The 16,481-nt window shown below is 48.6% G+C and carries 12 protein-coding genes; 6 read left to right on the top strand and 6 right to left on the bottom strand.

Annotated elements, in window-relative coordinates; translation table 11 throughout:
- The first annotated feature begins 2 nt into the window (after positions 1-2).
- Together GVI43_RS16020 and GVI43_RS03260 are read left to right on the top strand one after the other, a co-directional pair.
- Positions 3-428: an ash family protein gene (locus GVI43_RS16020; protein WP_159565463.1), complete on the top strand. Its 426-nt coding sequence runs from the start codon at positions 3-5 to the stop codon at positions 426-428.
- Positions 359-766 carry a hypothetical protein gene (locus GVI43_RS03260; RefSeq protein WP_425482117.1) on the top strand — a complete coding sequence of 136 codons (408 nt, stop codon included), beginning with the start codon at positions 359-361 and terminating at the stop codon, positions 764-766. Before GVI43_RS16020 ends, GVI43_RS03260 begins: the two co-directional genes overlap by 70 nt.
- Positions 767-844: 78 nt before the next feature.
- On the opposite strand, the gene GVI43_RS03255 is transcribed toward GVI43_RS03260, so the two are convergent.
- The 6 genes from GVI43_RS03255 to GVI43_RS03230 form a co-directional block, all read right to left on the bottom strand.
- Positions 845-1,387 carry a YfaZ family outer membrane protein gene (locus tag GVI43_RS03255; RefSeq protein WP_159565315.1) on the bottom strand — a complete coding sequence of 181 codons (543 nt, stop codon included), beginning with the start codon at positions 1,385-1,387 and terminating at the stop codon, positions 845-847.
- A gap of 288 nt (positions 1,388-1,675) precedes the next feature.
- Entirely contained in the window at positions 1,676-2,278 is a 603-nt protein-coding gene (gene leuD / locus GVI43_RS03250; protein WP_159565314.1) for a 3-isopropylmalate dehydratase small subunit, read from the bottom strand.
- 31 nt (positions 2,279-2,309) lie between these two features.
- The gene (gene leuC / locus GVI43_RS03245) at positions 2,310-3,710 is read right to left on the bottom strand and encodes a 3-isopropylmalate dehydratase large subunit (RefSeq protein ID WP_159565313.1); all 1,401 of its coding nucleotides are present in this window, start codon (positions 3,708-3,710) and stop codon (positions 2,310-2,312) included.
- Positions 3,711-3,712: 2 nt separating this feature from the next.
- A complete protein-coding gene (gene leuB / locus GVI43_RS03240; protein ID WP_159565312.1) occupies positions 3,713-4,804 on the bottom strand; it encodes a 3-isopropylmalate dehydrogenase in 1,092 nt (363 codons plus the stop codon).
- A 107-nt stretch (positions 4,805-4,911) separates the two neighbouring features.
- The gene (gene leuA, locus GVI43_RS03235; RefSeq protein WP_159565311.1) at positions 4,912-6,462 is read right to left on the bottom strand and encodes a 2-isopropylmalate synthase; all 1,551 of its coding nucleotides are present in this window, start codon (positions 6,460-6,462) and stop codon (positions 4,912-4,914) included.
- A 629-nt stretch (positions 6,463-7,091) separates the two neighbouring features.
- Positions 7,092-10,877, bottom strand: coding sequence for an alpha-L-fucosidase (locus tag GVI43_RS03230; RefSeq protein WP_159565310.1), 3,786 nt, complete (start codon positions 10,875-10,877; stop codon positions 7,092-7,094).
- A 572-nt stretch (positions 10,878-11,449) separates the two neighbouring features.
- Between GVI43_RS03230 and cybC the strand changes: the two genes are divergently transcribed.
- From cybC to ilvI, 4 genes are all read left to right on the top strand, one after another.
- Positions 11,450-11,836 carry a cytochrome b562 gene (gene cybC / locus GVI43_RS03225; RefSeq protein WP_159565309.1) on the top strand — a complete coding sequence of 129 codons (387 nt, stop codon included), beginning with the start codon at positions 11,450-11,452 and terminating at the stop codon, positions 11,834-11,836.
- Positions 11,837-12,343, top strand: a complete 507-nt coding sequence (locus GVI43_RS03220) for a cytochrome b/b6 domain-containing protein (protein ID WP_159565308.1) — start codon at positions 11,837-11,839, stop codon at positions 12,341-12,343.
- 128 nt (positions 12,344-12,471) lie between these two features.
- Positions 12,472-14,271: an AMP-dependent synthetase/ligase gene (locus GVI43_RS03215; protein ID WP_159565307.1), complete on the top strand. Its 1,800-nt coding sequence runs from the start codon at positions 12,472-12,474 to the stop codon at positions 14,269-14,271.
- Positions 14,272-14,760: 489 nt separating this feature from the next.
- Positions 14,761-16,479, top strand: coding sequence for an acetolactate synthase 3 large subunit (gene ilvI / locus GVI43_RS03210; RefSeq protein WP_159565306.1), 1,719 nt, complete (start codon positions 14,761-14,763; stop codon positions 16,477-16,479).
- Positions 16,480-16,481 lie beyond the last annotated feature (2 nt).

The following is a 16,481-nucleotide window of genomic DNA, read 5'->3' as shown; positions in this document are numbered from 1 at the left end:
AGATAACCAACTCCCCAACAAAACCCCTTGCCGTTTATTTCCACCCGCTGTATCGTCTCTTTGCGCCTGCAAAATCAGGCGACGGGATTGACCTCCTAAATAAACCTTATCGGCGACACACGACGCGTCAGCGTCTTTTTTTGTGTCGTACGTTTAGCTGCACCCATACTATGGTGGGCTGGGCGAGGGCATCGCAAGGTGCGCCAGTGTCCGATAAGGCTGGTAAGGTCAACCTCGTTCAGTCCACCACCCATGTGATTGACCTCTCTGGTGGTGGTTTTAAACACTACTTATCGGAGGCTGCCCCATGGCTACTACCCCAACCCAAACATACGCTTCAGAAAATTCCATACTCACTTTGCCATTTGGTAAAGACGACGATTTCACCGAACTGGCTGAATACTGCGAACGCTTGGTCGAAACCCTGATTGACTGCCATAACCCGGCAGAAAGGCTGGCGGTGTGCAGTCGCCTGAGCACCATGCTTGCGTTGTTGCAACCCAAGCTGAGCGAACCGGTTCCGCCGCATCTGATTAGCGGCTTTATCGTTGATGATGTTCCCGTTCCGATACCTGCGTTTGAACCCGAAGCAGAGCTGCTTTGCAGCTATAGCCTTGCGCTGTCGCAACTGCTGGCCAGCCGTACTTTTCAGCCAGAGATGGAACAACCCCTCAACGGGCTATTGTTTGAACTGGTTAGCTATTTTTCCGATGAGCTGAGAATGCCGCGCTTTGTACGTAAAGAAAGCGGAGTGATACCAATTTAGATGTAAGTATGAGGTGAATACGCAAACAAAAAAACACGCCGGAACAAAATATGCCCCGGCGTATAAACGATTGAACGATTAGAAGCTAACGCTGGCGCCCACATAAGGGCCGTCGGCCACTACGCTGTTTCTGTTACCGTCTTCACCTTCTACTTTCACATAGCGGTATCCGGCATCAACGCTGATAGGGCGGAACACGTCTAAACGCACGCCGCCGGTGGCTTCATAATAGCTATTGCTGCCGGTAGTGAGGGAGTCAGGGGCGTAATATCCCTCACCGTACAGTGAAATGCGTTCAGTTACTGGCCATCTCAGACCGCCACCGACCGCCGCCGCAAAGTCATCGTCATTATTTTCAGGGTTAAGGTATAACGCCTTACCGCCAACGGTTGCCATTAGTGGCCCTACTGGCACGTTAAGGCCGAGGCCAAGACCGTATACCTCGCCATTGTGATCGCTACGGGACCAGTTGCCGGTTACTGCCAGACCGGTTGACTCAGTGCCTAATCCAACCTGAACGTTGGTGTAGTCTTCACCGGCCTGACCGTGAACGCTAATCGCGTTAGCCGCCGTTGAGAGAAAGAAGGCGGCACATGCACCGGCCAAAAGTAGTTTTTTCATTATTAATCAGCTCCCTTTCGAAAATAGCCCAGCGCTTGTATAGCACTGATAGCGGATTGTAAACTAATCACGCAAAGGGTCTTCCGTTGTTTTTTTAATAAAATGTATCGGGATCTTTCAGGTGGGGTGGCTGTTGGTAGGATTAAAGGCTTAGAAAGAGCCGGGATTTGGTCATTAAGCTAAGCGTCAATTTGTTAGCCAAAACCGGGGTCCCGGGCTTTCGCCGGGATGACGGTATGGTAAGGCCAGCAAATGCTGGCCTTGAAATACACAATAAACACATGTCGTTTAGCTTAAAAACGCCGGTTGCTTCGCTTCATAAGCGCTAATCTCTGCATCGTGCTGAAGCGTCAGGCCAATGCTGTCTAGCCCGTTAATCATGCAGTGCTTACGAAACGCATCAATGTCAAAACCGTAGCTTTTACCATCGGCAATCACCGTTTGGTTTTCCAGATCGACGGTAAACTGAACGCCTTCCTGACGATCGACCAGTTTGAATAACACATCGATGTCGGCTTCACTTAAGGTTAACGGTAGCAGCTGGTTATTCAGCGAGTTACCGTAAAAGATATCGGCAAAGCTTGGTGCAATAACCACTTTAAAACCGTAATCGGTCAGCGCCCACGGTGCGTGCTCACGGGAAGAGCCGCAGCCGAAGTTTTCACGGGCCAACAGGATGGACGCACCTTTATAACGCGGTTTGTTCAGTACGAAGTCAGGATTTGGCTTTTGGCCTGCGTCGTCGAGAAAGCGCCAGTCGTTAAACAGGTGCTGACCAAACCCGGTGCGGGTAACTTTCTGTAAAAACTGTTTCGGAATAATCGCGTCAGTATCGACGTTAGCGGCGTCTAATGGCACCACGATCCCGATATGTTGAGTAAATTTAGTCATGTGTGAGGTTCCTTGTTTGGCTTGTCTGGGCTTAGCTCAGCTCACGAATATCGGCAAAGTGACCGCTAATTGCGGCCGCCGCGGCCATGGCCGGGCTCACCAAATGGGTGCGGCCACCGCGGCCCTGACGGCCTTCAAAGTTACGGTTGCTGGTAGACGCACAGCGTTCGCCCGGCTCTAAGCGGTCATTGTTCATGGCTAAGCACATAGAACAGCCCGGTAAACGCCATTCGAAACCGGCTTCAATGAATATTTTGTCCAGACCTTCGGCCTCAGCCTGAGCTTTAACCGGCCCGGATCCCGGTACTACCATAGCGACTACGCCCTGAGCGACTTTACGGCCTTTCGCAATGGCGGCGGCCGCGCGTAAATCTTCAATGCGCGAGTTAGTACAAGAGCCGATAAATACTTTATCGATCGGGATATCGGTTAGCCTGGTGCCCGCTTTCAGGTCCATATACGCCAGCGCTTTTTCTGCTGAAGTACGCTCTACCGGATCGGAAAACGACGCCGGGTCTGGAATCGTTTGGTTAACGGCCATAACCTGACCGGGGTTGGTTCCCCAGGTTACCTGTGGCGCAATATCGGCCGCGTTCAGGGTGACGACGGCGTCAAACTTAGCCCCTTCGTCAGACTTCAGCGTGCGCCAGTAAGCTACCGCCTGTTCCCAATTGTCTGCTTTTGGCGAAAATTGGCGGCCTTTGACGTAGTCAAACGTGATGTCATCTGGCGCAACCAAACCGGCTTTCGCGCCCATTTCAATCGCCATATTACACAGGGTCATGCGGCCTTCCATCGATAACGCTTCAATGGCTTTACCACAAAATTCAACAACGTGAGCGGTGCCGCCTGCGTGACCGATTTTACCAATAATGGCCAGTACGATGTCTTTCGCAGTAATGCCTTGTGCGGCAGTGCCGTTGACTTCAATTTTCATGGTTTTAGCGCGCGACTGTTTCAACGTTTGGGTGGCTAAAACGTGTTCAACTTCGGAAGTACCGATACCGAAGGCCAACGAGCCGAAGGCGCCGTGCGTCGCGGTATGAGAGTCACCGCAGACGATGGTCATACCCGGCAGGGTCATGCCCTGTTCCGGGCCAATAACGTGGACAATACCTTGGTACGGATGGTTCAGGTCATATAAAGAGACGTTAAACTCAGCGCAGTTCTTGATTAACTCCTGCATCTGAATGCGCGCCATTTCACCGCTAGCGTTAATGTCTTTGGTTTGAGTTGAAACGTTATGATCCATGGTAGCGAAAGTCTTGCCCGGCTGGCGGACTTTACGCTTCATAGCGCGTAAGCCGTCGAAAGCCTGAGGCGATGTCACTTCGTGGACCAGATGGCGGTCAATATACAGTAATGGTGTTTCATTCGGTGCTTCGTAAATCACGTGAGCGTCGTATAACTTTTGATACAGTGTCTTAGCCATTGTTATGCTCCTTGGGACACGAACTGAGCAATCATATCGCCCATTTTGCTGGTGCTGATTGCTTGACCGCTACCGGCTAAATCGGCGGTGCGGTAGCCTTGCTCTAATGTCTGATTAATGGCCTTTTCGATGGCGGTGGCCGCATCGTCAGCCTTCAGGCTATAGCGTAGCAACAGCGCCAGAGACAGGATTTGCGCAATGGGGTTCGCGATGTCTTTACCGGCGATATCCGGCGCAGAGCCACCGGCGGGTTCATACAGGCCAAAACCTTTTTCGTTCAGGCTGGCAGAAGGCAACATGCCCATAGAGCCGGTGATCATGGCGCATTCGTCAGACAGAATGTCGCCGAACAGGTTAGAACACAGCACCACGTCAAACTGAGACGGCTCTTTGATCATCTGCATGGTAGCGTTGTCGATGTACATGTGGTTCAGGGCAACGTCCGGATATTGCTTCGCCACTTCATTGACCACTTCACGCCATAAAATAGAGGTTTGCAGTACGTTAGACTTATCAATTGAGGTCACTTTAGCGCGGCGCTTACGGGCTGCTTCAAAGGCGATATGGGCAATGCGTTCGATCTCGTAGCGATGATAAACTTCGGTATCAAAGGCTTTCTCTTGCGGGCCTGAACCTTCACGGCCTTTCGGCTGACCGAAGTAAATGCCGCCGGTCAGTTCGCGCACGCATAAAATATCAAATCCTTTATGGGCAATATCGCTTCTTAACGGGCAGAAATCTTCTAATCCCTGATATAAGCGGGCAGGGCGCAGGTTGCTGAATAGCTGAAAGTGTTTACGTAGCGGCAATAGTGCGCCGCGTTCTGGCTGTTCTGCCGGCGGTAAGTTTTCCCATTTAGGGCCGCCGACTGAGCCGAATAAAATCGCATCAGCCTGTTCACAACCGGCGACGGTCGCGCCCGGCAGTGGCATTCCGTGACGATCGATAGCCGCGCCGCCTACGTCATATTCAGCGGTGGTGATCTGCATATTAAAGCGTTGGCGAACGGCTTCTAATACTTTCTGTGCCTGCTGCATGACTTCTGGGCCGATGCCGTCTCCGGGAAGTACTGCGATATGGTAAGAACGCGTCATAGTTGTATCTGCTCCATTACTTTATAAAATTATTTTAATGTTTCTAATGCTACGAACTCCCGTTTATGGCCTTGATTTATTGCGCCATCAACGGGTTTTCAATTGAGTTATACGGCTTGAGACAGTCGCTGCTTTTGTTGTTCTACCTGCTGCGCACGCCAGATGTGGTTCAGTACGTGAACCAGCGCCAGGGCGGATGACTCAACGATATCCGTTGCCAGACCAACGCCGTGGAAACGACGACCTTCATATTCCGCCACGATATCCACCTGACCTAGGGCATCTTTGCCCTGACCTTTGGCCGTCAGTTGGTATTTAACAATGGAGATTGGGTATTCTGTAATGCGGTTAATCGCCTGATAAACCGCATCAACGGGGCCGTTGCCGGTTGCTGCTTCCGCTTTGATCTCGCCGCCGCAGGCTAAACGTACCGATGCGGTCGCCATCAGGTTAGTGCCTGACTGTACGCTGAAATAGTCCAGTGAGAAGCGATCTTGCTCTTCGTGCTGCTTACGAATAAACACCAGCGCTTCTAAGTCGTAATCAAACACTTGGCCTTTCTTATCCGCCAGCTTCAAAAATTCGCTGTACAGCTCGTCTAGTGAGTAATCACTGTCGGTATAGCCCATGGCTTCCATACGATGCTTGACCGCAGCACGGCCAGAACGGGAGGTTAAATTCAGCTGCACTTGGCTAAAACCAATGGATTCCGGGGTCATGATTTCGTAGGTTTGACGATTTTTCAGCACGCCGTCTTGATGAATGCCGGAAGAGTGTGCGTAAGCATTGGAGCCGACAACCGCTTTATTCGCCGGTACTGGCATATTACACAGTTGGCTGACTAACTGGCTGGTGCGGTAGATTTCTTGGTGATGAATGTTGGTATGCACGCCCAGCAAGTCTTGGCGCACTTTAATCGCCATAATCACTTCTTCCAGCGAACAGTTACCGGCGCGCTCACCCAAACCGTTAATCGTTCCTTCAACCTGACGGGCTCCGGCCTGAACGGCGGTAATTGAGTTGGCAACCGACATGCCTAAGTCATCGTGGCAGTGAACCGATACAATGGCCTTATCGATGTTAGGTACGCGCTGGTATAAGGTTTCGATGATATTGCCAAACTGGCGCGGTACCGTGTAGCCGACGGTATCAGGAATATTAATGGTGGTTGCACCGGCGTTAATGGCCGATTCAACAATACGGCATAAGTTATCGATGGGGGTACGGCCAGCATCTTCACAGGAGAATTCGACGTCGTCAGTGTAGTTGCGGGCTCTTTTTACCGAGCGAATGGCCATTTCCATCACGTCTTCAAATGAGCGCTTTAGCTTCGATTCGATATGTAAGGTGGAAGTGGCTAAGAATACGTGAATACGGAAGGCCTCAGCGACGCGTAATGCTTCTGCGGCAACGTCGATATCTTTATCAACGCAGCGAGCCAGTGCGCAAACTCGGCTATTTTTAATCTGGCGGGCGATGGTTTGTACCGAATCGAAATCGCCCGGAGAGGAGACCGGAAAGCCAACTTCCATTACGTCTACGCCCATGCGCTCTAACGCTAAAGCAATCTGCAATTTTTCTTTAACGCTCAGGCTGGCTTGCAATGCCTGTTCGCCATCACGCAGGGTGGTATCAAAGATTATGACTTGCTGGCTCATGCTGTGTTCCTTGATTAATGAAGTTCTGGCCTGCCCGCGGAGCGAAAAAAAAACCCGCGCAGGTAGCGCGGGTTTCTTGTGTTTTGACTGAATCAGGTCAGTTCGTTTTCCACAAGCCAGCCGCGCAACGGGATGCGAGGAGGAGGAGGCTGAGGAGACGAATTGATAAAATCATGCGATCCAGTTCTCTAATAAATTATTTTCACAATGGTATAAATTGATACTGGATTCCCGAGAGCTTGTCAACGATTGTTTTAAAATGCGCCTAAAAACTTATCGTTGTTCTGCGCAATGTTTTAGTAAGATGATGCCCAACGGCCTATAAGCCCAACTATCGGAGTAGCCAAATGCCAACGATAAAAACCTTCATCAAATTTGCGTTTATTGCTGCGGGCGTAGTGATACTGATTGCCTATCTGCTCGGTGGAATTGATGGGGTGAAGGGTTTGATGGGGGGATGAATACGGAAAGGCCCTATCATTCATTGCGCATATTTTCGCGGCTTGTTCTATAGCGGTAACGTTAACACCCTGTTGGATATGACTTGAAAAATATTATCGTATCGCCTGCCGGATATTACCCCAACAAACCCCCGGAAAACTATTTGGGGGTTTGTTGCACTCAATGATTTATTTCTTTGGTAAATCAAAAATAGCTGCTAATCCCTTCTTAATTACGGGGTGCTGCATATAAATATTCCAGATTAAGCCACTGCGATAGTTTTCTATCATTAACAGCGTAATCCCTTTAATCAAACCTGAGATTGATGAGCTGTACCACGGCATAGGCATGGATAAGTTATAAGACTCCAGGAACCCATAGCCTGTCCATAGCCGTGGATGATCTTGATACCAGTGTTGCATAGCAGAGAAGACAACGTTTGGATCGGGCATGAATGGCAATGAACCAATAGGGCCGCTTGGCGTAATAGTACCATCAGTACGATGCATATTATTGACACTGCTCCCGTTGGCATTTAAATTTCCCGAAGGCGGTGAACCATAAACACCATATCCAGACGGTGCATCTGACGCGGTTAAACCCCAGTCATTGTTTCCCATTGATGGAAAAATATCGCTGTTATCGATGCAGAACTGTAGATTAGATAGGCTGGCATTCACTGAGTTTTGCCACCAGTCATCTCCCTTACGATCGATAACTTTTCGAAAATCAATCCATGCAGGAGAGAATTGATAGGTAAACAACTCTCCTCCCCACACGTATATCAATTCACCACAATTACCATAGCGCCCGTGTTTACGTTCTAATGAATAGAACATATCTGCTCCGTTGGCCGGTTCCAGCGTGGTCGAACCGGCAGCCATGGGATACATGCAAAATTGCTCTGCATAACCGCCCCAGGTTGCAGAGCTCATAACCCCCGTATTGTCCCACGCCATAGTAAAATGACCATTGGGCGCAATGGCGCTATACCAATCAACGCGATCGAAAATTTGTTGGGCCAATATTGCGCTTTTACCACCGAAATATTGCCCGGCAGTTAAAATGCCATTCAGCGCCAACATCGTATCCACAGTGGAATATTCCGTCGTATTTGTCGGATCGGTAGGATTATCCATATTAATAAAATGCTGAAAGAAACCGTTATGTGTCAGCAAATTATTTTTCAGAGTATAGAGCGATTTTTCACACCGCTCCTGAGCGGCGCTCTGGCTAATCCAGCCTCGTTCTACCGCAATAACCAGGCCGCTTAATGCAAAGCCAGAATGTGCAATACTGCTTGTTCGACTTCCCATGCTGCTTGATATTAATCCATACCCCAGAGCGCCTTCCGTGGTATTAGCCTCGCGCCAGAAGTATTCAAAACTTAGGCGGGCTTCTGCTTCTAAAAGATCGTCATGACCCAGTTTTATCAAAGGCAGACGCACCGTTTGCCAAACGTTTAGCTCGTAAATACTTGGCCCCTGTGTGCCGTGTAATTGCGATATTACCAGACGTAGCGCTGTACTTTGAGTGCGCCGAGGTAAAGTGATAGTCAGGCTGGTATCAGTACCCTGATAAATATCCACCCAGGTGACTTCATCTGATGCGAGGATTTGTAAAGTAAAACGACTAATTCGTCCCGCGTTGGTAGCGGTGTCGATATATTCGGCAATACTCACGGTATCGAACGTTTCTGGTTTGATAAAATTTAACGTAAAGAGGATTGGTAGCACGGGATTATCATTTGCCGCCCAACGCGTTGAAAGAGAACCGTCTATTGCCATACTTGGCTGATATTGTGCTTTGTTATACCAGACATTATTGGCCTGTGCGGAGCTCCCTCGAGCAATATTAACGGGCAGGGTAATCGGTTCATATAAATCAGCGGTATTGTACAGTGAAAACGAATATAAACTGGGGTTCATATGCTCGTTCACGCTATTAATAACTAAACGTACTTTTGTTGCTGTCACTACCTGAGACAGATAATTAATATAATCGGTCGAAGGTGATGCACCGGATATGATGGTTTTCCACTTGCCGGAAACATTTGCTTCAATGATAAAATCGTTAATTCTTGCCTCATGCTGTGAGAATGCAACGCGGTTAAATGATTTTTCTTTATCAAACGCCACTTCAAACGTAATGGGGAAACTAGCCCCTTGATCGGTGGCCCAGCGCGTGTTCCTGTTTCCATCCACCGCACATTGTGGTCCATTATTGACGGTATTCCTGTACCAGGTGTTGCTGGCTGTAGCGTGACTAAACAGTGCCAGATCGGGATATATTTTAGGTTCGGGATAGCCATTCAGCTCCATGACCAGAACTACGCCTAGTGAGTCTGTTGATTGTTCTGGAAGATCAACGCAAACCAAGCCGTCTACAATTTGCCAGGTAACATCATCGTTGGGCCTGTCGAGCCAATACGCTCGATTAATCGTATTTACCGGTCGATCAATACGTACTTTTTTGTCTTCCGGCCACTCGGTCAGCGTAATATAGACTGTACCCGGTAACTTCATTGTACAGTAAGCGCCAGATTGGGCGCTGACATCCAATGTCCCGGCCCGCGTGCCATAGACTGCGGTTCCCCATTTATTCAGCCACATTCCTATTTTACTTAACCTATCAATACAGGGCTGAGGAATTAGACCATCCCCCGTCGGGCCGGTATTGAGTAAATAATTTCCCCCTTTGCTGGCGCAATCTAACAGGTGCTGAAGTAACTCAAGCGTGGATTTCCAGTTTAAGTCAGAACGGTTATAACCCCAGCTGTTATTCATCGTCATACAGCTTTCCCAAGGGCCAGATAGTGTGCCGGGAGGAATACTCTGTTCAGGCGTGGTGTAATCGGCAACGTTAGGATTACCGCTTAACCGGTTATTGATAATGATTTCAGGCGAGAGTTGACGGAGATACCGGTTAATATTATTGGCAACATCATCATTAAGAAAATGTGCCCAACCGCCATCGAACCAAATTAACACTGGATCGAAAATCTCAATTAATTCTTTGAGGTGCTCTTTTAATTCGGATATATACCATTCAGCATTGAGAGGTGCCGGGTTGGGATTCCGGGGATCGGCTGCTGCTGCATCTTCTACGGCCACTTCGTGCACATTCCCCCAGTCGAGTAGCGAATAGTAGGTCGCAAATTTTATTCCACGCCTGCGGCACGCGGCAGCAAGGTCAGTCAGAACAGGATGATGAATATTCGCGGTATTCTCAACATCATAAGGGGCGAAATCGTCCACATTGGTTTCAAACATCGCAAAACCATCATGATGCTTGGTCGTTATGGTTAGATAACGCTGTCCGGCATTATAAATTGTATCGGCCCACGCTTCAGGATCGTATTGCGTGGGATTAAAAGGGATGCAGGCTTCCTGTATATACTGTTCTTTGGGGATGTTATCAGTATCCATAATCCATTCCCCCTTCCCTAATACGGAGTAGGCCCCCCAGTGCATCATATGGCCAAAGCGGCTTTCATTAAACCACTGCATTCGACGTATTGCTGCTTCATCCGTTTCTTGCTGGAAGCTTTGGCAAAAACAAAACCAATTGAGTGCCCCAGAAAAACCATTAGGGAAACAAAAGTAGATATCCTGTTCCCTGTCATAATCGCTGGCTATTTGGCCACTCGTACTATCAGTAAAAATGCCCGGCTTAGAGGTTGTTTTGCTGGTGAACGTCCAGAGTATTTCTCCATCAGGATGACCAAGCCGTATTTGTATTCTTTGATTAGATTTTTGGGTGGAAGAAAATATCATATTGGAGGTAAATTCTCCCGGAGGGATGCTGGTTTTAAAATGTAACCAACTATTGGGTGCAACAGTGGTAACAGAAAGCCCCGGTCGAGTGCGAGGTGAACCGTCGTAGTTTGTCACGCTGTAGTTGTCTACTGAATCAATAGAGAAACCACCGGAGCAATCTAGGTATTGGTGGAAATAGAAGATACGGTTAGTCATATCAATCACCTTTTGTTGGAAAAATAAAGATCAACCCGTTAACCAAATAATGAGCATCCTGATATAAAAATATCGGACGTATTCGGTCATTATTTATGGACCAACTTTTGGAGTCTGGTTGAGTCATTATGAAAGCGTGGTTGAGCGAAAATGTGACTAAGATATCGGTCTGATTGTTTCTCATATTTACTGATCTGGCCGTTGATTTTATTTAATAGGATTTAAATCCGAACGATTGGTATTCGGGCAGAAATGGAAGGTATACGGATTAATCTTTGCGCTTCAGGTTGCTATTATTCAACCAAATATCGGGATTTCTGGGTTTATTTGCGCAAATCAGTCGGTCAATAAACCAAAGCCAAGCATTACCTTTCCTATTACAGCTTTGTTTTTATTCCTACTACACTTACTAAGGGTTAACTTCATTATATCCGCCATACTTCAAGCCGCAGGTGCGTTGGCCACGTTTGATTACCCGAATCGCTTAGCTTATTAAGCTTATAGGGGGTAGCTCACCGGCTGTCGTCCTACCACTTGAATTATTTTGGGTATTAGGAACATTAGGAGCAGATATGAATAAATGGCTCATTGCTTTGATTGGTATGGCCGCAATGGCCACTAGCGTTATCGGTCGGGCTAATGCGGTAGAAGATCAGATGAAGCTGATTTCCCGTAATTACTCTACGGTGTTGAAAACGGATTCTCCGGAAGAATTCAAGCAAGGGTTGATGGCAATGAAGCAGGCGGCAACGCTGGCAGAGCAAGGGGTTCCGGACAAGCTGAAAGGGCAGGACAAAGACAGCGCCAGTATGAAAGATTTTCGTCACGGGCTAACGACGCTGATTGGTGAAATTGATGACGCTAAAGCATTAGCCGATGCGGGTCAGTTTGAGCGGGCAAAGCAGGCTGCCGAGCAGTTTAAGCAGACCCGCGATGAATACCATAAAAAGTATAAATAGATGATCCAACGTTGGGATCCCATTGTCAGGGTGACGCACTGGTGCGTTGCCCTTGGCTTTTTGATTAACCGGCTGCATATTTCCGAGCCCGGCAGTATTGTACATCGGACGATAGGCCTGACAGTGGCGGCAATGGTGGTTATTCGCTTGGTTTGGGGGATGAGCGGTGCAAAAGGCCCATCTCGGCTGTCGGCGCTGATCCCAACTAAACGCGCCATTTGCTTACATATTGAAGAAGTTCGTACCCGTACCCCGCATAAAGCATTGGGCCATAATCCGGTTGGTGCCATGGGCATCTGGCTATTCTGGTGTTGCCTTCCTCTGGTGGCTTTTACCGGCTGGGCACAGAGGTTTTCATTGATGGACAGCTATCCGGTAGATCAATGGCACTATTGGTTGGTCAATTTCGTGACGCTGTTAGTCTGTTTGCATATTCTCGCCGTTGTTGGGCTTTCCTTGTGGTTAAAGCATAATTTGATTCGGGCCATGCTGCCCGGTAAAAAATAAGACGTTTGTTTCTTTAAGTTTGCCACCTCTCCCGCATATCCAATGAATTTCCGTTGACCTATCGATGATAAACGGTAGACTGCGCGCAAAATAGTGGACAGCTGTAAGCTGAATTGAGAAGTCATTCTATGAGTCAAACGTTAGCGCAATTTCATCCGGTAGGGCGCGTACAAGATAGAATTCAACAACACCCGGATAAAATTGTTTTCAAGGAATGGCACAATCATCAAGTACAGCAGCTTAGCTGGCAGCAGGTGGGCGAAAGGATTGCCCTGACGGCTAAAGCCCTGCTCAGCACCGGCGTCGACGTTCAGGATCGCGTTGCTATCTTTGCAACCAATAGCATGAATTGGGCGATTACCGATCTGTCTATTTTACATTTACGCGCCATCGCTGTACCTATCTATGCCACCAATACCCCGGCTCAGTCCGCCTTTGTGATTAACGACGCTCAGGTGCGCACGCTGTTCGTTGGCGATCGGGCCCAAATGGACGCTGCTTTAACTATCAAAGCGCTGTGTCCTGATCTTGAGCGGATTATTGTCTTCGAGCGCGGCGTTGATTTACACGGTTGCGATATTGCCATTCATCTCGATGACTTTTGTCAATTAGCCGACCACCGTTACGATCGGCTGCTTCAGGCCCGGATTAACGAGCGGGAAATGAGCGATCTCTTTACGCTGATTTATACTTCGGGCACCACCGGCGAGCCGAAAGGGGTGATGCTGGATTACGCTAATCTGGCAACTCAGTTTCATTTACACGATGAGCGCCTGGCGGTAAATAGCGACGATGTGTCGCTCAGCTTCTTACCGCTGTCGCACGTATTTGAACGGGCATGGAGCCTGTACGTGATGCACGCCGGTGCGCAGAATGTCTATTTACGCGATACCGCGGCGGTGCGTGAAGCGATGTTTGACGTTAAACCGACCGTCATGTGCGCCGTTCCTCGTTTCTATGAAAAAGTATTTTCGGCTATTCATGACAAAGTGGCTCTGGCTCCGTGGCATCGACGGGCGCTTTTTCGCTCAGCGGTGTGGTGCGGCGAGCGTAAGTTCTGGGCCGAGCAACAGGGCAAAAAGCTTGGGCCCGTGATGTCAATGTGTTATCGCTTGGCCGATAAGTTGGTACTGCATAGGCTGCGTGGCGTGTTGGGCGGCAAGATCCGTTTTTTACCGGCCGCTGGCGCTAAGCTGGATGACAACATTATTCTGTTTTTCCGCTCCGTCGGGCTGAATATTACCTACGGTTACGGTATGACTGAGACCTGTGCCACCGTCTCTTGTTGGGAAGCGCGCAACTTTCGATTTGGCTCAATCGGTCGGCCGTTACCGGGAATTGAGGTACGAATCGGTGACGATAATGAAATTCAGGTACGCGGCCCAATCGTGATGCGCGGCTATTATAATCGCCCGCAGGATACCGCCATGGCTTTTACTCACGATGGCTGGCTGAAAACCGGGGATGCCGGTGCCTTGGATGAGTCGGGTCATCTGTTTATTACCGAACGCATTAAAGATTTGATGAAAACCTCGTGCGGAAAATATATTGCGCCGCAGGCGATTGAAGGGGCGTTAGGGCAGGATCGATTTATTGACCAGATTGCCGTGGTTGCCGATGCCCGAAAATTTGTTTCCGCGCTGATTGTGCCGTGCTTTGTCAGCCTTGAAGAGTATGCCCATTCTATTAATCTGAAGTATCACGATCGCATAGAGCTACTGCGCCACAGCCAGATTGTGGAAATGTTTGAGCACCGGCTGGTGGAATTGCAAAAGGAGCTGTCGCGCTTTGAGCAGGTAAAACGTTTTACCCTGCTGCCCGATGCTTTTTCAATGGAACAGGGGGAACTGACTCCTACGTTGAAGCTGCGGCGTAAAGTGATTCTAAACCGCTACCAAACCGAAATTGAGTTGATGTATTTGGAATAATTATTTTTTACCGGCGTCAGTCCTTGGGCAAAATGGCCTGTTGCAACGCAATTACAACGCAATGAAATAATAAGCTTTAGCCCATTTCTTGCTTATTTTAATAAGGTATACCTAGGTGTACCTTTTTATTTACCTGATTTTTTCACCATAAAACAGTATATAACCAAATTATTTGCTGTTTGAGTGAAGGTTTATTTCAATAAATAATAGCTTAACGGATTGAAAAACTTTCTTTCCCATAAGCTAAAAATTGCCTTTGCCACGGTTTAAAAGCGACGGTATGGTAATAAGTCACCTGTTGTTTATCGCTTATTCTAGCGTTCGCCCTTTTTGAACAGATGAATTTGGTTGATATCAGAAACGGGTTGTACAGAACTTGCAGGCAAAATAGCGTTATCAAATCAATCATGGGTAAGACCCTATAAATAGCCGCTTGGCAATAGCCCGCGCGCACGAGAGATAATAACAAGATAAGTCTGGAGGAGACCCATGGAGACGTTGTCAGGAGCTGAAATTGTTGTTCGATCGTTGATCGATCAAGGCGTTAAACAGGTATTCGGTTATCCGGGAGGAGCCGTACTCGATATTTATGATGCCCTGCACACCGTAGGCGGCATTGACCACGTATTGGTGCGCCATGAGCAAGCGGCCGTACATATGGCCGACGGCTTTGCCCGCGCTACCGGTGAAGTTGGCGTGGTGTTAGTGACTTCCGGCCCCGGCGCGACCAACGCGATTACGGGTATCGCCACCGCGTATATGGACTCTATTCCGTTAGTGGTGCTATCAGGTCAGGTTCCTACTTCTTTGATCGGCAATGACGCCTTTCAGGAATGTGACATGATCGGTATTTCCCGCCCGATCGTTAAGCACAGCTTTTTGGTTAAGCATGCGGAAGATATTCCCATGGTGCTGAAAAAGGCATTCTACGTTGCCAGCACTGGCCGCCCCGGCCCAGTAGTCGTTGATTTACCGAAAGATATTTTGAATCCGGCCGTTAAGATCCCATATTCATACCCCGATCAAGTCTCAATGCGCTCTTATAATCCAACCATGCAGGGCCACCGCGGGCAGATTAAACGTGCGCTTCAGGTGCTATTAGAGGCTAAAAAGCCGGTGGTTTACGTCGGCGGTGGCGCTATCACCTCGGGTTGCGACGTTGAGTTGAAAACGCTGGTTGAGAAATTAGACTTGCCGGTTGCTAGCTCGCTGATGGGGCTAGGCGCTTTCCCGTCTACTAACGATCGCTTTGTGGGTATGCTGGGCATGCACGGTACCTATGAAGCCAATATGACCATGCATAACGCAGACTTGATTTTTGCCGTTGGCGTGCGTTTTGACGACCGGACTACCAACAATTTAGCTAAGTACTGCCCTCAGGCCACGGTGTTACATATTGATATCGACCCAACGTCTATCTCGAAAACGGTTAATGCTGATATTCCGATTGTGGGCGATGCTAAGCAGGTTCTAAGCCAGATGCTTGAGCTGTTAAAGCAAAAAGAGGTCGACCATGCGCCAGAATCGTTAAACGGTTGGTGGGAAAACATCCGGGAGTGGCGTACTAAAGATTCTTTGGCTTTCGACCGCAGCGGCGATCGAATCAAACCGCAGGCGGTTATTGAAACGCTATACCGTTTGACCAACGGTGAGGCTTACATTGCTTCTGACGTGGGTCAGCATCAGATGTTTGCTGCACTTTATTATCCATTCGATAAACCTCGCCGTTGGATCAATTCCGGCGGCCTTGGCACTATGGGCTTCGGTTTTCCGGCGGCTTTAGGCGTGAAGCTAGCGTTGCCGAAAGAAACGGTGGTTTGCGTTACCGGTGATGGCAGTATTCAAATGAATATTCAGGAGCTGTCTACCGCACTTCAGTATGACTTACCTATCGTTATTCTGAATTTAAATAACAAATTCTTAGGTATGGTCAAACAGTGGCAGGATCTGATTTATGCAGGCCGTCATTCTCATTCCTATATGGATTCATTACCTGACTTCGTCAAACTGGCAGAGGCTTACGGGCACGTTGGCATTGCTATTAGCAAGCCTGAAGAGCTTGAAAGTAAGCTGGCTGAAGCGTTAGCCGTGAAAACCAAGCTGGTGTTTGTTGACGTTGCGGTTGACGAAAGAGAACACGTTTATCCGATGCAAATTCGTGGCGGCGGAATGGACGAAATGTGGTTAAGCAGAACGGAGAGGAGCTGATC

The sequence above is a fragment of the Budvicia diplopodorum genome (assembly GCF_009800925.1).
In the GTDB taxonomy this organism is placed as follows: Bacteria; Pseudomonadota; Gammaproteobacteria; order Enterobacterales; family Enterobacteriaceae; genus Budvicia; species Budvicia diplopodorum.
The sequence above is the reverse complement of the archived record's forward strand: the minus strand, read 5'-3'. Positions and strand labels throughout refer to the sequence as shown.